Genomic DNA, 22,950 nt, shown 5'->3' with positions numbered 1-22,950 from the left:
TTGTCAAGCAGCAACCCGCTGCGTGACCCCGCAGACCGACGGCTCCCGCGCATCGCGGGGCCGTCGGGTCTGGTCATCTTCGGCGTCACCGGCGACCTCTCCCGCAAGAAGCTCATGCCCGCCGTGTACGACCTCGCCAACCGGGGTCTGCTGCCGCCGGGCTTCTCGCTCGTCGGATTCGCCCGCCGCGACTGGGAACACGAGGACTTCGCCCAGGTCGTGCATGACGCCGTCAAGGAACACTCGCGCACGCCGTTCCGCGAGGAGGTCTGGCAGCAGCTCATCCAGGGGATGCGCTTCGTCCAGGGCACCTTCGACGACGACGACGCCTTCGAGAGGCTGCGCGGCACCATCGAGGAGCTGGACAAGGCACAGGGGACGGGCGGCAACTTCGCCTTCTACCTCTCGGTGCCGCCGAAGTCCTTCCCGGTCGTCATCCAGCAGCTGAAGAAGCACGGGCTGGCCGACCAGTCCAGCGGCTCCTGGCGCCGCGCGGTGATCGAGAAGCCGTTCGGCCACGACCTGAAGTCGGCCGAGGAACTGAACGCGATCGTCCACGAGGTCTTCGGCTCCGACCAGGTCTTCCGCATCGACCACTACCTGGGCAAGGAGACCGTCCAGAACATCCTGGCGCTGCGGTTCGCCAACACGATGTTCGAGCCGATCTGGAACCGGTCGTACGTGGACCACGTGCAGATCACGATGGCCGAGGACATCGGCATCGGCGGCCGGGCCGGCTACTACGACGGCATCGGCGCCGCCCGCGACGTCATCCAGAACCACCTCCTCCAGCTGCTCGCGCTGACCGCGATGGAGGAGCCCGCCTCCTTCGACGCGGACGCGCTGGCCGCCGAGAAGACCAAGGTGCTCGGCGCGGTCCGGATCCCGAAGGACCTGGGCCGGGACACCGTGCACGCGCAGTACGCGGCCGGGTGGCAGGGCGGCGAGAAGGCCGTCGGCTACCTGGAGGAAGAGGGAATCGACCCCAAGTCGAAGACCGACACCTACGCCGCGATCAAGGTCGGCATCGACAACCGCCGCTGGGCGGGCGTCCCCTTCTACCTGCGCACCGGCAAGCGCCTGGGCCGACGCGTCACGGAGATCGCGGTCGTCTTCCAGCGGGCCCCGCACTCCCCCTTCGACACGACGGCCACCGAGGAACTGGGCTCGAACGCGATCGTCATCCGCGTCCAGCCCGACGAGGGCGTCACGGTCCGGTTCGGCTCCAAGGTGCCGGGCACGTCGATGGAGATCCGGGACGTGTCCATGGACTTCGCGTACGGCGAGTCCTTCACGGAGTCCAGCCCCGAGGCGTACGAGCGCCTCATCCTGGACGTGCTGCTCGGCGACGCGAACCTCTTCCCGCGCACGGAGGAGGTCGAGCTGTCCTGGAAGATCCTCGACCCGATCGAGGTGTACTGGGACCAGCACGGCACGCCGGCCCAGTATCCGGCCGGCACCTGGGGCCCCGTCGAGGCCGACGACATGCTGGAGCGAGACGGACGGAGCTGGCGCCGCCCATGAAGACGGACCTCACGGACACCACGGCCAGCAAGATCAACAAGGCGTTGGTCCTCGGCCGCCGGGCCATCGGCACCCCGGCCATCGGCATGGTGCTGACGCTGGTCATCGTCACCGACGAGGAGAACGCCTACGACGCGCTGAAGGCCGCGAGCGACGCCGCGCACGAGCACCCCTCGCGCACGCTCGTCGTCATCAAGCGCGTCTCGCGCTCACCCCGGGACCGGACCAGGTCCCGGCTGGACGCCGAGGTGCGCCTCGGCGCCGACGCGGGCACCGGCGAGACGATCGTGCTGCGGCTGTACGGCGACGTCGTCGACCACGCCCAGTCGGTGGTCCTGCCGCTGCTGCTGCCGGACGCGCCGGTCGTGGTGTGGTGGCCGGTGAACGCGCCGCTGGACCCGGCCCGGGATCCGCTCGGAGCCCTCGCCCAGCGCCGGGTCACCGACACCTACGCCTGCGAGGAGCCGGTCCGGGAGCTGGCGGCCCGTGCCGACGCCTATGCGCCGGGCGACACCGACCTGTCGTGGACGCGCATCACGCCGTGGCGCTCGATGCTGGCGGCGGCCCTGGACCAGGTCGACTGCCAGGTGCAGGCGGTCGAGGTGGAGGGCGAGGAGTTCAACCCGAGCTGCGAGCTGCTGGCGATGTGGCTGGCGGACCGGCTGGACGTGCCGGTGAAGCGGTCCGCGTCGAGCGGCCCGGGTCTGACGGCGGTCCGGATGGACACCGACTGCGGCCCGGTCGTCCTGGACCGGGCCGACGGGTCGCTCGCGAACCTGTCGATCCAGGGGCAGCCGTCCCGCGCGGTGGCGCTCAAGCGCCGCGACACGGCCGAGCTGATCGCGGAGGAGCTGCGGCGCCTCGACCCGGACGACACCTACGCCTCGGCGCTGCGCTACGGGGTGGAGCGGCTGAACTCCCCGGCCAAAGGAGACGCCGGCGGCCGGGAGGGCGCCGTCGCGGTCGCCGCTCCCGTCGAAACGGTCGCGAAGGCCCGCGCGAAGGACGCGGCGCAGGAGAAGACACCGGTGAGGAAGGCGGCGGCGAAGTGAGCGAGACCCCTCAGCTGGTCGTGCACCGCGACAAGGAGCTGATGGCCGAGGCAGCCGCGGCCCGCCTGATCACGAAGATCGTGGACGCGCAGGCCTCCCGGGGCAGCGCGTCCGTGGTCCTCACCGGCGGGCGCAACGGCAACGGCCTGCTCGCGGCGCTCGCCGGGTCCCCGGCCCGGGACGCGATCGACTGGAGCCGTCTCGACCTGTGGTGGGGCGACGAGCGCTTCCTGCCCGAGGGCGACCCGGAGCGCAACGTCACCCAGGCGCGCCGGGCGCTGCTGGACTCGGTGCCGCTGGACCCGAAGCGGGTGCACGCGATGCCGGCGTCCGACGGCCCGCACGGCGACGACGCGGAGGCCGCCGCGGCGGCGTACGCGCGGGAGCTGGCGGAGGCGTCCGTCCCCGAGAACCACGCCGCGGTGCCGTCCTTCGACGTCCTGCTGCTGGGCGTCGGCCCGGACACGCACGTCGCCTCCCTGTTCCCGGAGCACCCGGGCGTGCGGGAGACGGAGCGCACGGTGATCGGCGTCCACGGCTCCCCCAAGCCGCCGCCGACCCGCGTCTCGCTCACCCTGCCCGCGATCCGCGCGGCCCGCGAGGTGTGGCTGCTCGCGGCGGGCGAGGACAAGGCGAACGCGGTCGCGATGGCCCTGTCGGGCGCGGGTGAGATCCAGGCCCCGGCGGCCGGCGCGAAGGGCCGCGCCCGCACCCTGTGGCTGCTGGACTCGGCGGCGGCGTCGCAGTTGCCGAGGTCGCTGTACCCGCCGGCATCGGCCTAAGCCGGCCCGTTCGGCGTTGGAGGGGCGGGGCGGTGAGGATCCTCACTGGAGAATCCTCACCGCCCCGCCCCTCACTACTTCACCGACCCCGCCATGACCCCCTGCACGAAGTGCCGCTGGAAGGCGAAGAACACGACCACCGGCACGACGAGCGACAGGAAGGCCCCCGGCGCCAGCACGTCGATGTTGCTCCCGAACTGCCGGATCTGCGACTGGAGTTCCACGGTCAGCGGCTGCGCCGAGCTGTCCGCGAACAGCAGCGCCACCAGCATGTCGTTCCACACCCACAGGAACTGGAAGATGGCGAGGCTGGCGATGGCCGGCCGCCCCACCGGCAGCACCAGCCGGATGAAGATCCGCCATTCGGTGCCGCCGTCCATGCGGGCGGCCTCCAGCATCTCCTTGGGCATCTCGGCGAAGTAGTTCCGCAGCAGGAACACCGCGAACGGCAGCCCGTACGCCACATGGAACAGCACCACACCCGGGATGGTCCCGAACAGCCCCAGCTGCCCGAAGAGCTTGGCGACCGGCAGCAGCCCGATCTGCACGGGCACCACCAGCAGCGCCACGACGATCAGGAAGATCGCCTCGCGCCCCGGGAAGTCCAGCCACGCGAAGGCGTACCCGGCGAGCGCCCCGACGACCACGACGAGCACCGTCGTCGGCACCGAGATCAGCACCGTGTTCCAGAAGGCCTGGGTGATGCCCGAGTTGCCCAGCAGCGCCGAGTAGTTGTCGAGGGACAGCTGCCCGGGACTGGCCAGCGCCGTCCACCAGCCGCCCTCCGCCGTCTCCTCGGCCGACCGGAGCGAGGAGAGGAAGAGCCCGGCCAGCGGCGTCATCCACACGAGACCGACGAGCACGAGGAAGGCCTGGACGACTCCGTTGCCCAGATAGCGCCGGACGGCGTTCATCGCTGACTCCTCATCGCTGACTCCTCTTGAAGCGGCGGACGTTGAAGACCATGGCCGGGACGACGAGCAGCAGGAGCAGTACGCCCAGCGCGCTGCCGAGCCCCTGGTTGTTGCCGCCGCCGAACGACACCAGCCACATCTGCGTCGCGAGCACCGTCGCGTCCTCCTGCACCGGCCCGGGCGCGATGATGTAGACGAGGTCGAAGACCTTCATCACGTTGATGACGAGGGTGATGAAGACGACCGTGAGCACCGGCGCCAGCAGGGGTACGGTGATCCGCCGGAAGATCTGCCACTCGTTCGCGCCGTCCATCCGCGCCGCCTCCAGCGCGTCGCGCGGCAGCGACGACAGGCCGGCGCCGATCAGCACCATCGCGAACCCGGTCCAGATCCACAGGTACGCGCCGATGATCGCGGGCGTGACCAGCGCGGGCCCGAGCCAGGAGACGCCCTCGTAGGGCGGGGCGAAGTTCGAGGCGGGCAGCTCGACGGCGTACGAGCCGTCGGCCAGCGACTCGAAGCGGAAGGAGCCGTCGGACGCGGTGGTGGCGGTGGCGACCGTACGTCCGTCGCGCACGGCCTCTACCGTCATTCCGGGCAGCCCGCTCTCGCGCCGGTCCACCCTGCCCTGCTCCCCTCCCCCGCCGGGCGTGAAGTCCAGGTAGACGACACCGCGCACCTCACCGGGCGCCGCCTCGCGTCCGGCCGCGCCGTACGCCGGCTCCGTGCCGGACGGCAGGTCGTCGGGCAGCACCCCGACGAGCCCGAGCGCCACCGTTTCCCCGGGGGACACCCCGGCACTCGTCCGGTACGCGCCGTCCGCCGCCTTGACCAGGCCGCCGTCCTGTCCCTCGCGCGCCCGCGCGGTCGGGTAGGAGGCGGTGTCGGCGAAGGCGTCGTGGACGCCGGTCACGGCGGCGTTGAGGACGCCCTTGTCCGGGTCGTGGTCGTAGGCGAGCCGGAAGATGATGCCGGCGGCGAGGAAGGACACCGCCATCGGCATGAAGAGCAGCAGCTTGAAGGCGGTGGCCCAGCGGACCTTCTCGACCAGGACGGCGAGGATCAGGCCGAGGCCGGTCAGCAGCGTGGGTGCGATCACGACCCAGATCGCCGTGTTGCGGATGGCCTTGAGGGTGGCCGGGTCGCGGAACATCTCGGTGTAGTTCTCGCCGCCCACGAAGCGGGTTCCCGAGGCGTCGAAGAAGCTGCGGCCGACGGAGAACAGCACGGGGTAGACGACGAGCGCGCCGAGCAGGAGCAGCGCGGGGAGGACGAAGAGCAGGGCGACGGCCGCCCGGCGCCGCCGGGGGCGCCGCAGCGGCGCCGGTCCGGGGGCGGTGGGCGGGCTCGCCTCTTTCACCAGGGTCGAGGTCATGACCGGTCAGCCCTTGTATGCCTTGGCCGCCGCGGCCTCCAGCTGCGCGGCGGTCGCCTTCGGGTCGGACGGGTCGCGCAGGAAGTCCTGGAGGATCTTCCACTCGCCCGTGCCCTTGGTGCCGCCGAAGGCCGCCGGTGCCTGGTCGGACATGTCGAAGCGGACCGAGTCCCCGGCGCCCACCAGGGACTTGGCGGTGGCCCTGCTGACGTCGTCGCCGTAGGAGGCGAGGTCGAGCTTCTTGTTCGGGGAGAGGAAGCCGCCCGCCTCGGCCCAGACGGCCGCGGCCTCCGGCGTCGCGAGGTACTCCAGGAGCGCCGTTCCGGCCTTGGAGTTCTTCCCGTCCTTGAGGACGACGGCCGCGTCACCGCCGCTGACCACCGGCGCCTCACCGCCGGCGACCGCGGGGAACGGGAAGAAGTCGGCGTCCTTGCCGATCTCCTTGCCGAACTGGTCCTTGGCCACCCCGGCGACGAAGTCGCCCTCGTAGACCATGCCGGCCTCGGGCTTCGGGCCGAAGACCTTCTCCACGGAGCCCGGGAAGTCGGTGTTCAGGGCGCCCTTCTGACCGCCCTGGACGAGCTGCTTGTCCTTGAAGAGCTTGCCGAGGGTGGTGAGCGCCTCCACCACGCTTGCGTCGGTCCACTTCAGTTCGTGGGCGGCCAGGGCGTCGTACTTCTCCGGTCCCGCCTGGGAGAGGTAGACGTTCTCGAACCAGTCGGTCAGCGTCCAGCCGTCCTGCCCGGCGACCGAGAAGGCGGCGAGCCCGGAGTCGGAGACGGTCTGCCCGGCCTTCAGCATCTCGTCGTAGCTCTTCGGCGGCTCGACCCCGGCCTGGGCGAGGGCGTCGGGGCTGTACCAGACGGTCGACTTGTGGGCGGCCTTGAAGTAGAGGCCGTAGAGGGTGCCGTCGACGCTGCCGTACGACTTCCAGACGTTCGCGAAGTTGCTGTCCACGGACTGCTGGACCGTCTTGGACAGCGGCTTCAGCCAGCCCTTCGCGGCGAACTGCTGGAGCACGCCGACCTGCGGGACCATCACGACGTCGGGGGCGTTGCCGCCCTCGATCTTGCTGCCGACGACGGTGGAGACGTTGTCGCCGGTGGAGACGAACGAGGTCTTGGCGCCGGTCTTCTCGGTGAAGGCGTCCAGCACCTTCTGGAAGTTCGCCTGTTCGGTGCCGGACCAGACCCCGGCGACGGTGACGGACTGGCCGCTGAGCGCCTTGTCGCCGCCGCCGGCCGAGACGGGTCCGCCGCCGCCGCAGGCGGTCGCGCCGAGGGCGAGTACGAGGGCGGTGCAGCCGGTGAGCAGGGTGGAACGTCGTCGCATCATCGTTGATGTCCCTTCGAAGGGGTGGGCGGAGCGAGGTCAGAGGTCGGCGATCCACCAGGCGGCGGTGGAGCCGGGCAGCGAGCCGGCCGGGCAGGGGCCGCTGCTCAGCAGCGGGGTGCCGGGGACCGGTGCGGGCGTCGGGGCGGTGCCGAAGTTGACGGCGCAGACCAGTCCGTCGCCGCGGACGAACGCGAGGACGCCGGGCGGGGTGTCCAGCCAGCGCAGGGTGCCCTCCCCCAGCTGGGGCAGGTCGCCCCGGAGCTGGAGGCCGTCGCGGTAGAGGTGCCAGAAGGAGCGGGTGTCGGCGAGGGCGCGGTCGGTGGCGTACTCGGCGAAGTACTCCGGCTGCGGCAGCCAGGGCTTGGCGCTCCCGTCGCCCGAGGTGAAGCCGAACGGGGACGCCTGTCCCGACCAGGGCAGCGGCACCCGGCAGCCGTCGCGGACCCGGGCCCGGCTGCCGGTGCGGTGGAAGATCGGGTCGGTGAGCACGTCGTCGGGCAGGTCGACGACCTCGGGCAGGCCCAGTTCCTCGCCCTGGTAGATGTACGCGGCCCCGGGCAGCGCCAGCATCAGCAGGGCGGCGGCACGGGCGCGGGCGGTGCCGAGTCCGCTGCCGTCGGGGGCGGGTTCGCCGTAGCGGGTGACGGTGCGGACCTGGTCGTGGTTGTTGAGGACCCAGGTGACCGTGGAGCCGGTCCCGGCGATGTCCTGCATGGCCTCGGAGATGACCTTGCGGAACGCGTCGGGGTCCCAGGGGGCGCCGAGCAGGTCGAAGAAGAAGGCCTGGTGGAGTTCGTCGGGGCGGACGTAGCGCGCGTGTTCGCGGGCCGACGGGACGGACACCTCGCCGACCAGGAGGCGTTCGCGGCCGTCGCGGCCGGCGTACTCCTCGCACACGGCGCGCCACTGGCGCCACACGTCGTGCACCTCGGGCTGGTTCCAGGCGAGCGGGTTGACCGAGTCGCGGGTGCGGGCGTCGGCCTCCGGGTCCGGGGAGTCCGGCAGGTCGGGGTGCTTGTAGAGGCCGGCGGCGACGTCGATGCGGAAGCCGTCGACCCCGCGGTCCAGCCAGAAGCGGAGTATCCGGTCGAACTCGGCGGCGACCTCGGGGGTGCGCCAGTTCCAGTCCGGCTGCTCGGGCGTGAACATGTGCAGGTACCACTGGCCGGGCCGGCCGTCGGGCTCCGTCACGCGGGTCCAGGCCGGGCCGCCGAACATGGCGTGCCAGTTGTTGGGCGGCTCGTCGCCGTCCGGGCCGCGGCCGTCGGCGAAGTGGAAGCGGGCGCGGGCCGGGCTGCCGGGCTCGGCGGCGAGGGCCTCGCGGAACCACGGGTGCTCGCTGGAGCAGTGGTTGGGGACGATGTCCAGCAGCACCCGCACGCCGAGGCGCCGGGCCGCGGCGACCAGCGCGTCGAACTCGTCGAGGTCGCCGAAGAGCGGGTCGACACCGCGGTAGTCGGCGACGTCGTAGCCGTGGTCGTGCTGCGGCGACGGGTAGAAGGGGCTCAGCCAGATCCCGTCCACGCCGAGCTTGCGCAGGTACGGCAGTCCGGCCCGGACCCCGGCGAGGTCGCCGACGCCGTCTCCGGTGCTGTCGAGAAAGCTGCGGACGTAGACCTGGTAGATCACCGCGTCACGCCACCAGTGGTGCCTGTTCACTCATGGACCCGTCTGTCGAGAGCCGCTGCCGTTGTGCATGCATGTTAGGTAGCGATGTCGCGAGGGTGTCAACGAAAGAAACAGAAGCTACTGGCTGGTTGGGTACCTATATCAGGACTTAGCAGCACACCGCGAGCGCAGATGAGACGTCGGCGTTACCTAACACGTAACTAGAAAGCCCGGCGCGAAACCCGGCGAAGCTCAGCGGTGGGAGATCGCGGCCAGTTCGCGCGCCAGCCGGCGCACCGCCGCCTCGGGCGTCTGCCGCCCGGTCATCGCGTCGTGCACGACCGCCTGCACGGCCAGGCTGACCTGGTCGTAGCGCGGGCTCTTGGGGCGCGGGGCGGCGGCGAGCACGCTCTCGCGCAGGGTCGGCAGATACGGGAACGCCTCGACGAGCCGGGGGTCCTCGTAGAGGTCGGCCCGTACGGGCGGCAGCGCGCCGCGCGTGAGGACCTGGCGCTGAACACGCTCGCTGGTCAGGTACGCGATGAGGCGCGCGGCCGAGTCGGGGTGCCGGGCGTGGGTGCCGACGGCGAGGTTCGAGCCGCCCAGGACGCTCGCTCCGGGCCCGTCGGGGCCGGGCAGCGGCACCGCGCCGACCTTCCCGGCGATCTTCGAGTCCTCGGCGGAGGCGCCCACGTAGGCGTAGGGCCAGTTGCGCAGGAAGAGCAGGCGGCCCTCCTGGAAGGCCCGCTTGGACTCCTCCTCCTTGTAGGTCAGCGCGTCCCTGGGAATCCAGCCCTCGCGCACCCCGCGGGCCAGGAACCCGATGCCCTCGCGGGCCGCCGCCGAGTCCACGGTGACGCGTTCGCCCTCGTCGCCGAGGATGCTGCCGCCGGCCGAGTACACGGCCTCGGCCGCGTTGACGGTGAGGCCCTCGTAGGGCAGGAACTGCCCCGCGTAGCCGTCGAGCCCGTGCTTCGGGGCGAGGGTCTCGGCGTACCGCTCCAGCTCGGCCCAGGTGCGCGGCGGCGGGACGCCCTCCGCCGCGAGGACGTCCTTGCGGTACAGGAGGAGGCCGGCGTTGGTGACGTACGGGACGGCGTACAGCCGCCCGTCGTAGGTCGCGGTGTCGACGACCGGCGGCAGGAAGGTCCCGAGCGGGAAGCGGTCGCGGGGCAGCGGGCGTATCCAGCCCGCGGCGGCGAACTCGGAGGTCCAGTTGACGTCGATGTTGAGGACGTCGAAGCGGTGCCGGTCGCCGTCGCGCAGGTCGGTGGCCATCTGCGCGCGGGTCTCGTCGGCGGAGTCGGGCAGTTCGACGAGGGTGACCTTCTCGCCGGGATGGTCGCGGTTCCAGCCCTCCAGCAGCGGGCCGAGGTAGCCGGTGAGGTCACCGGCGGTGGCCAGCGTGAGCGGCCCGCGCCCGCTCCCGGCGCCCACGTCGGCGCGGGCGCCCGAGGCGGCGTAGCCGGTCAGGAGCACCACCAGGACGAGAAGGCCCCTACCGGCGGCGTGGATCCACCGCATAGGTTCCTCCCTGTACACCCTCGTACACCGGTCAGGGGCCATGTATACCTGTTAGGTATGCGCGATACTAGGGCCTGGAGCACATGTGACCAGAAGGGAAGGACGGCTGAGTGCGCCTGCACCTTCTGGCCCTTCTGGCCCGCGGACCGGCCCACGGCTACGAGCTGAAGCAGGACCTTGAGCAACTGCTGGGCTCCGCGTACCCTCAGCCGAACGTCGGCCAGATCTACGTCACCCTCGGCCGTCTCGAGAAGACGGGACTGATCGAGGGCGAGGACATCGAGCAGTCGAGCCGGCCCAACAAGAAGGTCTACCACCTCACCGACGCCGGGCGCGACGAGCTGCGGGCCTGGTACGAGGAGACGGCGGACGAACCGCGGGTGCGGGACGAGTTCTTCATGAAGCTCGCCCTGGCTCCGCAGACGGGGCTCGCCGACCAGGTCGCCCTCATCAACAAGCAGCGGCGGCAGTATCTGAACACGATGCGGCAGTTGTCGAAGCTGGCCGCCGCCGAAGACCGCGACAACCGCGTCGCCCACCTCCTCATCGAGGGCGCGATGCTGCACCTGCAGGCCGACCTCGACTGGCTGGAACGGTGTCAGGAAGAGCTGGAGGAGCTGGAGTGAGCGCTGGGGCCGGCCCCGGGGGCACCTCCGGGGCGAGCGAGGACGAGGCTCCCGTGCTGCGCGCCGAGGGCCTGGTCAAGACGCACCACGGCGAGGGTGCCCCGGCCCACGCCGTGCGCGGGGTCGACCTGTCCGTGCGGCGGGGCGAGTTCGTGGCGATCACCGGGCCGTCCGGCGCCGGGAAGTCGACGCTGCTGCACCTGCTCGGCGGGCTCCAGCGGCCGGACGCCGGGAGCCTCTGGCTGGACGGCGCGTGCACGGACCGGTACAGCGAGGCGCGCTGGGCGGTCGAGCGCAGGAAGCGCATCGGGATCGTCTTCCAGTTCTTCAACCTGGTCTCCGACCTGTCCGTCGCCGACAACGTCGAACTGCCCGCCCTGCTCGCCGGGGTGCCGCCGAAGCGGGCGCGCGCCGAGCGGGAGGAGCTGCTGGCCGAGCTGGGCCTGGCGGGCAAGGAGCGCAGCATGCCCGGTGAGCTGTCCGGCGGCGAGCAGCAGCGGGTGGCGCTCGCCCGGGCGCTGGTCAACCATCCGCCGCTGCTGCTGGCCGACGAGCCCGCGGGCAGCCTGGACAGCAAGGGCACCCGCGAGGTGATGCGGCTGCTGACCCGCTTCCACCAGCGCGGTCAGACGATCCTGCTGGTCACCCACGACGCGCGGCTCGCGAGCGCCGCGGACCGGGTGATCAGCTTCTTCGACGGGCGCATGGCCGACGACGCCGAACTGGACGCCGGCCCGCCCCCGAGCCGCCGGCCCGGCACGTCCGCCGTGCTGGAACTCAAGGACTGACATGCGGGCGTACGACCACCGCGCGCACCGCGCACCGGAGCGCTGAGTGCGAGCCACCCTGCGCCGGGCCCACTCCGATCTGCGCGCGCACCGGGGCGAGGCGCTGTTCCTCGTCCTCGCCACCGCGGGCATCGTCGCCTCGCTGCTGCTGGCCACGGCCCTGTTCGGGTACGCGACCAACCCCTGGCAGCGCGTCTTCACGCAGGCCCGCGGCGCCCACGTCTGGCTGCACACCGACGCCGGCGCCGACACCCGCGAGCTGGCCGGTCTGGACGGCGTCCGGACCGTCGCCGGCCCCTACCCCACCGCCTCCACGACCGTCGCCGTGCGCGGCACCCGCGCCTCCGTCGAGCTGCGCGGCACCGCCGGGGAACCCGACGTGGGGCGGCCGCTGCTCACCGCGGGGCGCTGGCTCGACCAGTCGGATCCCGACGGGGTGGTCCTGGAGAGCCGTCTGGCCCGCGCGCTGCTGGCCCAGCCCGGGGACGCCCTCACCCTGCCGGGTACGCCCCGGACCCTGACGGTGCTCGGCATCGCCGACAGCCCCGAGCGCCGCTACCGTCCGGGCGAGCAGCCGGGCCTGGTGTGGGCGCCGCCGGGCGGGCTGCCCGACCCGGGCGGCCAGGTGATCGGGCTGCGGCTGACCGACCCCGGGGACACGGACTACGTCGTGCAGCGCGCGGTGACCGTGCTGGGCGCCGGGGCGATCGGGCAGGTCTCCACCTGGCAGCAGGCCCGCGCGGAGGCGCAGGGCGACAACCGGCTGCTCGGCCAGGTCCTCGGCCTGTTCGGGCTGGGCGCGCTGCTCGCCGCGGGGTTCGCGGTGCACGGGGCGATCGGCACCCGGATCCGGGGTCATCTGCGCGACATCTCCGTGCTGAAGGCGATCGGCTTCACCCCGGGCCAGGTCGTCCGGGTCTTCCTGCTCCAGCACCTCGCCTACGCCCTGCTCGGGGCGGTGGCCGCCGCCGCGCTCACCCAGGCCCTCGGCAGCCTGGTCCCCGGGCGGCTGGGTGACGCGGTCGGCGTGTGGCAGGGGCTGCCCGGACACACCGTCGCCCTGTTCGCCGTACCGGCGGGCGCGGTCCTGTTCATCGGCGCCACCACCGGGCTGGCGGCCTGGCGCGCGGGCCGGGTGCCACCGGTTCCGGTGCCCCGTCCGGCGGCGGCCCGGGGCGGCGGGCTGTCGGGTACGGCCCGCCGCGCCCTGGGGGTGCGCGGATTCAGGGTGCGCGGGGTGCGGGGGCGTGAGGGTCCGCTCGACATCCGGGTGCCGCCCGCGCTCGTCCTCGGCTGGCACAAGGCGTTCACCCGGCGCCCCCGCTCACTGGCCACGGTCGCCCGGCTCACCCTGCCGCTGCTGCTGATCGTGGTGGCGATGAGCGCGTGGACCACGATCGACCGCTTCCACAGCGAGCCGGAGCAGATCGGGCTGCCGACCGCCCTCTCCGTCCGCGCCGACGCCGGACTCGGCGACCGCTCCACCCGTGCCCTGCTGGAGCGCGACCCGGAGGTCTCCGCCGCCTATCCGGGCGTCGAGGTGGCCGCCCTGGTGCCGGGCCAGACCGCGACCATCGCGCTGCGCGGACTCGGCACCCGCGAGGACCCCTACCCGTACGCCCTGGCCGACGGCCGCCGCGCGCAGGGTCCGGACGAGGCGGTGGCCGGGCAGGGGCTGCTCGACCTGCTGGAGGTGGAGGTCGGCGACTGGGTGCGGATGACCGTCGGTGACCAGCCGCAGATCCTGCACATCGTGGGCCGCAGCATCGAGCCGGAGAACGCCGGCCGGGTGATCTCCACGTCCCTGGACACCCTCAGGGAGAACGACCCGCGGCTGAACCCGACCTTCTACCAGGTGCGCCTGGACCCCGGCGCCGACCCGGACGGCGTGGCCGGGCGGCTCGCCGAGGCCGGAGCGGGCCGGCTCGACGTGCACGCCGCGGCCAACCCGGCCGACGGGCTCTCCCCGCTGCGCGGGGTCGTCCTCGGGCTGATCGCCGTGCTCGCCCTGATCGGGCTGATCGAACTGCTCACCGCGATCGGCGGTACCGTCCGCGAGAGCGAGCGGGACCTGCTCGCCCTCAAGGCGATCGGCCTGTCCCCGCGGCAGATCACCGGCATCACCGTCGCGGCCACCGGCTGCACCGCGCTGGCGGCCGTGCTCCTCGCCACCGCCCTCGGGCTGCCGCTGGCGCACTGGCTGATCGACGCCCAGGGTGCGTCCAGCGGCATCGGCGCGGGGATCGCCCGGTCCCCCTCCCCCGCGTTCCTGGCGCTCCTCGGCACGGCGGCCGTGCTCGGTGCCGCGGCCCTGGCCGCCGTACCGTCGGCCCGGGCGGCCCGCAGACGTCTGGCGGACACGTTGAGCGCGGTGGCCTGACCGGGCCGGGCCACCCGCACCGTGGTCACCGCCGGCCGCGCAGCTCCCGGTAGGCGGCGACCAGCGCCTTCGTGGAGGCGTCCAGACCGGGCACTTCCGCCCCTTCCGTGAGCGCCGGCTCCACCCGCTTGGCGAGCACCTTGCCGAGTTCGACGCCCCACTGGTCGAAGGAGTCGACGCCCCAGATCGCGCCCTGCACGAACACCTTGTGCTCGTAGAGCGCGACGAGCTGCCCGAGTACCGACGGGGTCAGTTCCCGCGCGAGGATGGTGGTCGTCGGACGGTCGCCCCGGAACGTCTTGTGCGGGACCAGCGCCTCCGGTACTCCCTCGGCGCGCACCTCGTCGGCCGTCTTGCCGAAGGCGAGGGCCTGGGTCTGGGCGAAGAAGTTGGCCATCAGCAGGTCGTGCTGGGCCTTCAGCTGCTCGCTCAGCTCGCCGACCGGCTCGGCGAAGCCGATGAAGTCCGCCGGGATGAGCTTGGTGCCCTGGTGGATCAGCTGGTAGTAGGCGTGCTGCCCGTTGGTGCCGGGCGTGCCCCAGACCACCGGCCCGGTCTGCCACTCCACCTCGCGGCCCTCGCGGTCGACGGACTTGCCATTGGACTCCATGTCGAGCTGCTGGAGGTAGGCGGTGAACTTCGACAGGTAGTGCGAGTACGGCAGCACCGCGTGCGACTGCGCGTCGTGGAAGTTGCCGTACCAGACGCCCAACAGGCCCATCAGCAGAGGCACGTTGGATTCGGCGGGCGCGGTGCGGAAGTGGTCGTCGACGATGCGGAAGCCGTCGAGCATCTCCCGGAAGCGGTCCGGCCCGATGGCGATCATCAGGGACAGGCCGATCGCCGAGTCGTAGGAGTACCGGCCGCCGACCCAGTCCCAGAACTCGAACATGTTGGCCGTGTCGATCCCGAAGCCGGAGACCTTCTCCGCGTTCGTCGACAGCGCCACGAAGTGCTTCGCGACCGCCTTGTCGTCACCGTCGAACGCGTCGAGCAGCCAGGAGCGTGCCGAGGTCGCGTTCGTGATCGTCTCGATCGTGGTGAACGTCTTGGACGCCACGATGAACAGCGTCTCGGCCGGGTCCAGGTCCCGCACCGCCTCGTGCAGGTCCGCGCCGTCCACGTTGGACACGAACCGGAAGGTCAGCGAGCGGTCGGTGAAGGCCCGCAGCGCCTCGTACGCCATCGCCGGACCGAGGTCGGAGCCGCCGATGCCGATGTTGACGACGTTGCGGATGCGCCGCCCGCTGTGACCGGTCCACTCACCGGAACGCACCCTGTCGGAGAAGGCGGCCATCTTGTCGAGGACGGCGTGCACGTTCGGCACGACGTTCTCGCCGTCGACCTCGACGACCGCGTCCCGCGGGGCGCGCAGCGCGGTGTGCAGGACCGCCCGGTCCTCGGTGATGTTGATCCGCTCGCCGCGGAACATGGCGTCCCGCAGCCCGAACACGCCGGTGGCCGCGGCCAGTCGGCGCAGCAGTCGGAGCGTCTCGTCGGTGACCAGGTGCTTCGAGTGGTCGACGTAGAGGTCTCCCACCCGCAGCGACCAGTCCGTGCCACGCCCCGGGTCCGCGGCGAACAGCTCGCGCAGCCGCACGTCACCGAGTTGCTCGCGATGCTTCGCCAGCGCGGTCCATTCGGGCCTCTGGTCGAGCCTGGTACGGCCGTCTGCGTTCATGTCGGTCTTCAGCCTTCTTCCTCAGGTGTCCCAGCTGTCCCGGCTGTTCCAACCTAATGGAGCAGAGGTGAAGGCGACCGACGGAGACGGAACTCCGCCCGTTGCTAGATCTCGCCCCGCAGTTTGGCGAGCGCCTCGGCGAGGATGGCCTCGCCGTCCGCGTCGCTGCGGCGTTCGCGCACGTACGCCAGATGCGTCTTGTAGGGCTCGGTGCGCGGCGGGTCCGGCGGGTTGTCCCGGTCCTGTCCGGCGGGGAAGCCGCAGCGCGGGCAGTCCCAGGTCTCGGGGACCTGGGCGTCGCTCGCGAAGCTCGGCTGTGTCTCGTGTCCGTTGGAGCACCAGAAGGAGATGCGCAGACGCGGCGCGGACTCGCCGCGCTCGGCCTCGCCCATCGGCCCCGCCCCGACCCGGCTTCCCCGGATCGCGTTGCCACTTGCCACGGTCGTAACTCCCTGCGTGATGGTGCCGCAAAGCGAGTCGGCGTTCGCTTCGCTGCGAGCGCCTCAGTCTACGTAAGGCCCAACGCGCGTCCAGTGATTGGAGTTACAAGCTCCGGCGCACAGACGCAAGCCCCATGATAGGCGGCGCGGTGAAGCGCGTACCGGACATGGGGCTTTACGTGTACAAGTGCGTGAGGTGTCAGTTGTTCGCCTTCATGAGCAGGCCGAGCACCATGATGCACGCGAACCACGCCAGACCGACCACCACGGTGATCCGGTCGAGGTTGCGCTCGGCGACGGAGGATCCGCCGACGGACGACTGCATGCCGCCACCGAACATGTCGGAGAGGCCGCCGCCCTTCCCCTTGTGCATCAGCACCAGCAGCATCAGCAGCAGGCTGAAGACGATCAGGGCGATCGAGAACCCCATAACCACGGCTGGACCAACTTCCTCGGCTTCGGATGAACGGCGGGGGCAGGGCGACAGCAGGCCACCATGCCCCCGCAAGGGTACGACGTATCGCCGCTACCGCATACTCACCGGTCGACCTACTGGTCGCGGAAACGGACGATCTTGACGAACTCGTCCGAGTCCAGCGAGGCACCGCCGACCAGCGCGCCGTCGATGTCGGCCTGCGCCATGATCTCGGCGACGTTGCCGGACTTGACCGAGCCGCCGTACTGGATGCGGACCTTGTCGGCCAGCTCCTGCGTGTACAGCTCGGCGAGCTTGCCGCGGATCGCCGCGCAGACCTCCTGGGCGTCGTCGGCGCCGCAGACCTTGCCGGTGCCGATGGCCCAGACGGGCTCGTAGGCGATCACGATCGACTCGGCCTGCTCGGCCGGGAGGTCCTTGAGACCGCCCTCGACCTGGGCGAGGGTGTGGGCGACGTGGTTGCCCGCCTCGCGGACCTCCAGCTCCTCGCCTACGCACATGATCGGGGTCAGGCCGTGCTTGTAGGCGGCCTTGACCTTGGCGTTGACCTGCTCGTCGGTCTCGGCGTGGTACTGCCGGCGCTCGGAGTGGCCGATCGCCACGTACGTGCAGCGCAGCTTGGCCAGCATCGCGCCGGAGATCTCGCCGGTGTAGGCGCCGCCGTCGTGGGCGGAGATGTCCTGGGCGCCGTACTTGACCTTGAGCTTGTCGTGCTCGACCAGGGTCTGCACGGAGCGCAGGTCGGTGAAGGGCACGAGGACGGCGACCTCGACGGCGTCGTAGTCCTTGTCCGCGAGGGCGAAGGCGAGCTTCTGGACGTGGGCGATGGCCTCGAGGTGGTTGAGGTTCATCTTCCAGTTGCCCGCCATCAGCGGCGTGCGTCCGGACGGATTGGATGCCATTGCGGGTCAGTCCTCCAGTGCGGCGAGGCCGGGGAGCGTCTTGCCCTCGAGGTATTCGAGGGAGGCGCCGCCGCCGGTCGAGATGTGGCCGAAAGCGTTCTCGTCGAAACCGAGCGTCCGCACGGCCGCGGCGGAGTCGCCGCCGCCGACCACGGTGAAGCCCGGGGCGTCGAGAAGCGCCTGGGCGACCGTCTTGGTGCCCTCGGCGTAGTCGGGGTGCTCGAAGACGCCCATGGGCCCGTTCCAGAAGACGGTGGCGGCGTCGGCGAGCTTGGACGCGTACAGCTTGCGGGACTCGGGGCCGATGTCCAGCCCCATCCGGTCCGCCGGGACGGCGTCCGCGGCGACGGTGTCGGGGTGGGTCGGCGCCTTCGCCTTGAGGTCGGGGAACTCGGGCGCGACCACGACGTCGACGGGGAGGACCAGCTCGACGCCGGTCTTCTCCGCGCGCTCGATGTACTCCTTGACGGCCGGGATCTGGTCCTCCTGGAGGAGGGAGATGCCGACCTCGTAGCCCTTGGCCTTGAGGAAGGTATAGGCCATGCCGCCGCCGATGAGGAGCCGGTCGGCCTTGCCGAGCAGCTCGTCGATGACCGCGAGCTTGTCCGAGACCTTGGCGCCGCCGAGAGCGACCACGTACGGGCGCCGGACGTCGTCGGTGAGCTTCTTGAGGACGCCGACCTCGGTGGCGATCAGGTGGCCGGCGTAGTGCGGCAGCCGCTTGGGGAGGTCGAAGACCGAGGCGTGCTTGCGGTGCACGGCGCCGAAGCCGTCACCCACGTAGACGTCGGCGAGGCCGGCCAGCCGGTCGGCGAAGGCGGCGCGCTCGGCGTCGTCCTTGCTGGTCTCACCGGCGTTGAAGCGCAAGTTCTCCAGCACCGCGACGCCGCCGTCGGCGAGGCCGGACACGGCGGCCTCGGCGGAGGTGCCGACGGTGTCCTCGGCGAAGGCGACGTCGGCACCGAGCAGCTCACCGAGGCGGGCGGCGGCCGGGGCCAGCGAGTAGACGGGGTCCGGGGCGCCCTTGGGGCGGCCCAGGTGCGAGGCGACGATCACGCGCGCGCCCGCGTCCGCCAGGGCCTTGACGGTGGGCACCACGGCGCGGATGCGGCCGTCGTCGGTGATGGTGGTGCCGTCCAGCGGCACGTTGAGGTCGGCGCGGACGAATACGCGCTTGCCCGCGACGCCTTCGGAGAGCAGTTCGTCGATCGTCTTCAAGAGGGCTCCTGGGTTCTCGGATCGCTCGTGATCCTACGAGGGCCGGTCACCGCGGACGCGACGCAGGGCCCGGACGGCGCGACGTTGCGCTGCCCGAGCCCTGCTACCGCATGCGAGGTGCCTGCTGAGTCTGAGTCGCTCAGAGCTGCTCGCCGACGAAGACCGTGAGGTCGACGAGGCGGTTCGAGTAGCCCCACTCGTTGTCGTACCAGCCGAGGATCTTCACCGACTTGCCCTCCTGGACCATGGTCAGGGAGGAGTCGAAGGTGCAGGAGGCCGGGTCGCCGACGATGTCCGAGGAGACGATCGCGTCCTCGGTGTAGAACAGGACGCCCTTGAGGTCGCCGTCGTCGGCGGCCTTCTTGAACGCGGCGTTGACCTCGTCCTTGGTGACCTCGCGCTGGAGCTCCACGACCAGGTCGGTGGCCGAACCGGTGGGGACCGGGACGCGCATCGCGATGCCGTCCAGCTTGCCCTTGAGCTGCGGGAGGACCAGCGCGGTGGCCTTGGCGGCACCCGTGGTGGTCGGGATGATGTTCTCCGCGGCGGCGCGGGCGCGGCGCAGGTCCTTGTGCGGGAAGTCCAGGATGCGCTGGTCGTTCGTGTACGCGTGGACCGTCGTCATCAGGCCCTTGACGATGCCGAAGTTCTCGTCGAGGACCTTGGCCATCGGCGCCACACAGTTGGTGGTGCAGGAGGCGTTGGAGATGACGTGGTGGTTCGCCGGGTCGTACTTGTCCTGGTTGACACCCATCACGATGGTGATGTCCTCGTCCTTGGCCGGAGCCGAGATGAGGACCTTCTTGGCGCCACCGGCGATGTGCTTCTCGGCGTCGGCCTTCTTGGTGAAGATGCCGGTCGACTCGATCACGACGTCGACGCCCAGCTCACCCCAGGGGATGTCGGCCGGGTTCCGCTCGGAGAGGACCTTGATGGTCCTGCCGTCGACGGTGATGGTGTCCTCGGTGTGCGTGACCTCCTGCTTGAGGCGGCCGAGGATGGTGTCGTACTTCAGCAGATGGGCGGTGGTCGCGGTGTCACCCAGGTCGTTGACAGCCACGATCTCGATGTCTGCACCCTGCTCCAGCAGCGCGCGGAAGTAGTTACGACCGATGCGGCCAAAGCCGTTGATGCCTACGCGGATCGTCACGAACCGATCTCCTCGTTGGTACGCCGGCCCGATGTGCCGGCGAGCTGTATTTGGGATGTCCCCGACCACCCCCGACCCTACCTCTCCGAGGCTTGCGGGGTGACATCGAGACGCCCCATACCCGGCACCGCGGTCCGTACCCGCCAGTAGGGGTACGGACCGCCGTGCGGTACGGGGACCGATCACCCGATTTCGTTACACCGTCCGGTCCCCGCCGGGCCCGGATTCACTCGTCCAGGGCACGCAGCGCCTGCCTGACCAGTGCCGCCCGGGCGGCCGGCTCGGTCAGGTGCTCCAGGCCGAAGCCCAGCAGCACGGTGTCGTCCGTGGTGACCGCGCCGTACGTCTGGAACAGGGTCCCGGTGCGGGCCCAGTCCTTCAGGACGGCGGGGCTGCCGGCGGGCGGTCCGGAGACCCGCCAGGCACCCAGCGAGGTCTCGAAGCCCTCGGTGCCGGTGGCCGTGGAACCGACGACCAGCGAGGCCTCGTCGGCGAGCACGCCGCGGCCGCCGCTGCCGGGGTCGGTGACGTAGGCGATCGACACGTCCACGGACTTCCCGGCGTAGGCGCTCAGGTCGAACTCGACCTGCCGCCAGCCCCCGGAGGCGCCGGTGAGGCTGTTCCACTGCCCGGTGGTGCCGGTCGCGGTGCAGCCGTCGTCGGACAGGGTGAGGTAGTGCTCCAGCCAGGGGTGCCCGCCGATGTAGAAGCCGGCCCCGCACTCCGCGGGCACGGCCGTGCCGGTGGCGCCGCCGGCCTCGGGGAGCGTGGTCCAGTCGTCGCCGCCGGTGGTGTGCGCCTCGACCAGGGCGTGGTCGTAGCCGCGTTCGGTGTCCCACAGCAGCTGGGTACGGAGCGTGGGACGGTCGGCGGCGGTGACACCGGTGAGGTCGATGGTGCGGGTGAGGCGCTTGTAGGCGTCGTCGGTGTGGACGGCGGCCGCCATCCACGCGCCCGCGTAGGGCCCGTACGGGTTGACCGTCCCGGCGAACCTTCCGGCGCCCTCGCTCGCGAACTGCGGATAGGTGTCGGCGGGCAGTTCGTCCGAGGTGACGCTGTAGGTTCCGGCGGTGTCCAGCGGGTTGCCGGGCGCGGCCCCGAACACGCCGGTGGCGCCGTCGAGCCGTCCGGTGCCGGTGAACCCGGTGGCGCCGGTGGTCGAGGTGCGGGTGTATGCGCCCAGGTAGTACTGGCTGAAGTCGTCGGAGAGGCTGCCGCCGCCGAGGTCGACGTCGCCGCCCGCCTGCTCACCGGCCTCGATCAGCCGGCCGCCCTCGTTGAGGAAGGCGCGCAGCTGGAGCTGGGTGGCGTTGCCGGGCACCGCGGCGCCCGTGTAGTGGACGACGGTGTCGAAGTGGCCGAGGACGCCGAGCGCGTCGGGCGCGCCCTGCGTGGCGACGTCCCAGACGGCGGCCCGCTTGCCGCTCGCCCTGAGGGCGTCGACGTAGGTCCGGGTCTGCGTGGCCTTCGCGCCTTCCTCGGCGACGACGAGGACGTCCGCGACCGGCCGCTCCGCGACCTTGTACGTGAAGTGCTCGCTCGCGGTGCGTTTGCCGCCCTTGGTCTCGCCGGTGAACCAGACCTCGACCCGGTCGCCGCGTTCGCCGTGGCCGATCTTGGCGCGGTACTCGTCGAAGTAGAGGTTGTCCTCACCGCCGTACGTCTCGCCGCCCCGCCAGGGCTTCAGCCGCACGTCGTGGGTGCGTCCGCCGTTGACGCGGTACTTCAGTTCCTTGTCGCGCACGGACTTGCGGGCGACGACGGAGACCTCCTGGGCGGCGCCGCGCGCGTAGGACGTGGTGAAGGCGTCCGGGGTGAAGTCGGCGGCGTCCAGGCCGACCGAGGAGGAGGGCCGGTCCGGGTGGGCGGCGCTCTCGGCGACGGAGAGCGCGAAGGGGATGTTCTTCGCGAACTCCTGCTGGATCAGCTTCTCGTCGTCGGGGAAGTTGAAGCCCGACTGGCAGTCGGCCGCGTTCCATTCGTCGTCGGGGTCCTGCTCGGAGACCGTCTGGCAGGTCGACATCTCCGGGGTGAACATCGCCGTGCCGTTGACGTTGGCGGCGTGTCCGTCGGCCTCGCCGTTGGTGGTGTACAGCTCCGAGGAGACCTGTGGGTGGTAGCCGGGGATCGCGGAGTTCTCGGGCGTGCCGGCCAGCGCCTTGTAGAGGACGTCGTCCGGGGTGTCGGTGGCCACCTGCCAGCCGACGCCGTAGAGGAGCAGCTCGGCGGCGGAGTGGTAGTTGATGCCGTAAGTGAAGCCGATCCGCTTCTGGAAGCGGTCCAGGGCCTTGGTCTCGGGCTCGGAGTTCGGGCCGGCGCCCCGGTAGGTCTGGCTGGTGGGGTTCGGGGACGAGCCCTCGTCGTCGTAGCCCCACTTGTAGGCGAAGTTGCGGTTGAGGTCGACGCCGTCGCCGGCGCCGAGGGCGCCGTCGCCGTTGTTGTCGCGCAGGTTCTTGCGCCACAGGCGGTTGTCGGTGTTCTCGAACGTGTAGTCGTAGCCGTCCGGGTTGGCCGACAGCAGGAACCACAGCTCGGTGGAGTCGACCAGCTTCCTGATCCGCCGGTCCTCGTCGTACTTGTCCAGGTAGTGGTGCATCAGCCGCCGGGTCATCTCCGGGGTGATCCACTCACGCGCGTGCTGGTTGGACATGTAGAGGACGGAGGGCTTGGAGCCGTCCTTGGACTCCTTGGCGTTCTTGGTGAGCTTGAGCGCGAGGATGTCCTGGCCGTTCACCGTCCTGCCGATGGAGACGACCTTGGTGAGGCGGGGGTTCTGCCGGGCGGTCCGCAGGATCTCCTCACGGAGGCCGCCGCTGCCGCTGTACGGGCGGAAGACGCCGTCGGCGGCGTCCTCGACGCGTTTCTCGGCCCGGCTGGAAAGGGCGTGCTCGGTGAGGTCGACGCCTTGTTTCTCCAGCTTGCCGGCCTGCTGGTCGGTGAGGTAGACCTCCACGGTGGCGGTGCCCCGGTCCGGGACCCGCTCGGTGAGTTCGTGGCCGTCCTGTCCGGCGGCCAGCAGCAGGGGCACCTGCTCCTGGGTGACGTCGGCACGGAAGACCTTCACCTCGTCCGCGTCCGGGGTCTCCGGGCTCGCGGGTTGTGCCTGGGCGACGGGTGCGAAGCCCGCTCCGCCGATCAGGAGCGCGCCGACGGCGAGGATCGATCTCGCTCTTCGTCTCATGAACCCCCCTAGATGGGGCCTGTCTGACAGGCCT

18 protein-coding genes are annotated in these 22,950 nt (G+C 71.4%); 6 read left to right on the top strand and 12 right to left on the bottom strand.

The window, feature by feature from the left end; translation table 11 throughout:
- Genes zwf through pgl form a run of 3 tightly spaced genes read left to right on the top strand, consistent with a single transcriptional unit; the run spans position 1 to position 3,358 of the window.
- Positions 1-1,524 carry a glucose-6-phosphate dehydrogenase gene (gene zwf, locus ACZ67M_RS05450; protein WP_361361299.1) on the top strand — a complete coding sequence of 508 codons (1,524 nt, stop codon included), beginning with the start codon at positions 1-3 and terminating at the stop codon, positions 1,522-1,524.
- Positions 1,521-2,576, top strand: a complete 1,056-nt coding sequence (opcA, locus tag ACZ67M_RS05445; protein WP_385803690.1) for a glucose-6-phosphate dehydrogenase assembly protein OpcA — start codon at positions 1,521-1,523, stop codon at positions 2,574-2,576. The genes zwf and opcA overlap by 4 nt, the downstream gene beginning before the upstream one ends.
- Entirely contained in the window at positions 2,573-3,358 is a 786-nt protein-coding gene (gene pgl / locus ACZ67M_RS05440; RefSeq protein ID WP_361361303.1) for a 6-phosphogluconolactonase, read from the top strand. The genes opcA and pgl overlap by 4 nt, the downstream gene beginning before the upstream one ends.
- Before the next feature lie 74 nt (positions 3,359-3,432).
- On the opposite strand, the gene ACZ67M_RS05435 is transcribed toward pgl, so the two are convergent.
- The 5 genes from ACZ67M_RS05435 to ACZ67M_RS05415 all read right to left on the bottom strand — a co-directional run bounded on the left by ACZ67M_RS05435 (position 3,433) and on the right by ACZ67M_RS05415 (position 10,114).
- Positions 3,433-4,272: a carbohydrate ABC transporter permease gene (locus ACZ67M_RS05435; RefSeq protein ID WP_125492569.1), complete on the bottom strand. Its 840-nt coding sequence runs from the start codon at positions 4,270-4,272 to the stop codon at positions 3,433-3,435.
- 10 nt (positions 4,273-4,282) lie between these two features.
- Positions 4,283-5,647, bottom strand: a complete 1,365-nt coding sequence (locus tag ACZ67M_RS05430) for an ABC transporter permease subunit (protein ID WP_392103538.1) — start codon at positions 5,645-5,647, stop codon at positions 4,283-4,285.
- 6 nt (positions 5,648-5,653) lie between these two features.
- On the bottom strand, positions 5,654-6,982 hold the full coding sequence (locus tag ACZ67M_RS05425) for an ABC transporter substrate-binding protein (protein WP_469849623.1): 1,329 nt from the start codon (positions 6,980-6,982) through the stop codon (positions 5,654-5,656).
- Between the two features lie 36 nt (positions 6,983-7,018).
- Positions 7,019-8,641 (bottom strand): glycoside hydrolase family 13 protein, encoded by a 1,623-nt coding sequence (locus tag ACZ67M_RS05420; RefSeq protein ID WP_385803682.1) that lies wholly within the window; start codon positions 8,639-8,641, stop codon positions 7,019-7,021.
- A gap of 201 nt (positions 8,642-8,842) precedes the next feature.
- The gene (locus ACZ67M_RS05415; protein ID WP_469849621.1) at positions 8,843-10,114 is read right to left on the bottom strand and encodes an ABC transporter substrate-binding protein; all 1,272 of its coding nucleotides are present in this window, start codon (positions 10,112-10,114) and stop codon (positions 8,843-8,845) included.
- A gap of 110 nt (positions 10,115-10,224) precedes the next feature.
- On the opposite strand from ACZ67M_RS05415, the gene ACZ67M_RS05410 reads away from it, so the two are divergent.
- From ACZ67M_RS05410 to ACZ67M_RS05400, 3 genes are read left to right on the top strand one after another with little or no spacing between them, the layout of a single operon-like run.
- A complete protein-coding gene (locus tag ACZ67M_RS05410; protein WP_122614869.1) occupies positions 10,225-10,740 on the top strand; it encodes a PadR family transcriptional regulator in 516 nt (171 codons plus the stop codon).
- Entirely contained in the window at positions 10,737-11,528 is a 792-nt protein-coding gene (locus tag ACZ67M_RS05405) for an ABC transporter ATP-binding protein (protein WP_392018431.1), read from the top strand. The genes ACZ67M_RS05410 and ACZ67M_RS05405 overlap by 4 nt, the downstream gene beginning before the upstream one ends.
- A gap of 46 nt (positions 11,529-11,574) precedes the next feature.
- A complete protein-coding gene (locus ACZ67M_RS05400) occupies positions 11,575-13,908 on the top strand; it encodes an FtsX-like permease family protein (RefSeq protein ID WP_469849618.1) in 2,334 nt (777 codons plus the stop codon).
- A 25-nt stretch (positions 13,909-13,933) separates the two neighbouring features.
- On the opposite strand, the gene pgi is transcribed toward ACZ67M_RS05400, so the two are convergent.
- From pgi to ACZ67M_RS05365, 7 genes are all read right to left on the bottom strand, one after another.
- Complete coding sequence (gene pgi, locus ACZ67M_RS05395) at positions 13,934-15,589, bottom strand: glucose-6-phosphate isomerase (RefSeq protein WP_469849617.1); 1,656 nt, start codon at positions 15,587-15,589, stop codon at positions 13,934-13,936.
- Positions 15,590-15,693: 104 nt separating this feature from the next.
- Complete coding sequence (locus tag ACZ67M_RS05390) at positions 15,694-16,029, bottom strand: RNA polymerase-binding protein RbpA (RefSeq protein ID WP_003976875.1); 336 nt, start codon at positions 16,027-16,029, stop codon at positions 15,694-15,696.
- 199 nt (positions 16,030-16,228) lie between these two features.
- On the bottom strand, positions 16,229-16,459 hold the full coding sequence (gene secG, locus ACZ67M_RS05385) for a preprotein translocase subunit SecG (protein ID WP_030866729.1): 231 nt from the start codon (positions 16,457-16,459) through the stop codon (positions 16,229-16,231).
- Positions 16,460-16,578: 119 nt separating this feature from the next.
- A complete protein-coding gene (gene tpiA, locus ACZ67M_RS05380; RefSeq protein ID WP_361361630.1) occupies positions 16,579-17,334 on the bottom strand; it encodes a triose-phosphate isomerase in 756 nt (251 codons plus the stop codon).
- A 39-nt stretch (positions 17,335-17,373) separates the two neighbouring features.
- Positions 17,374-18,585, bottom strand: coding sequence for a phosphoglycerate kinase (locus ACZ67M_RS05375; RefSeq protein WP_469849615.1), 1,212 nt, complete (start codon positions 18,583-18,585; stop codon positions 17,374-17,376).
- A 139-nt stretch (positions 18,586-18,724) separates the two neighbouring features.
- A complete protein-coding gene (gap, locus tag ACZ67M_RS05370) occupies positions 18,725-19,735 on the bottom strand; it encodes a type I glyceraldehyde-3-phosphate dehydrogenase (RefSeq protein ID WP_361361319.1) in 1,011 nt (336 codons plus the stop codon).
- 226 nt (positions 19,736-19,961) lie between these two features.
- Complete coding sequence (locus ACZ67M_RS05365; protein ID WP_469849613.1) at positions 19,962-22,916, bottom strand: M14 family metallopeptidase; 2,955 nt, start codon at positions 22,914-22,916, stop codon at positions 19,962-19,964.
- Positions 22,917-22,950 lie beyond the last annotated feature (34 nt).

It is taken from the genome of Streptomyces sp. NPDC107500 (assembly GCF_055582785.1).
Note: the sequence above shows the minus strand (reverse complement) of the source record. Positions and strands in the feature narration are given on the sequence as shown.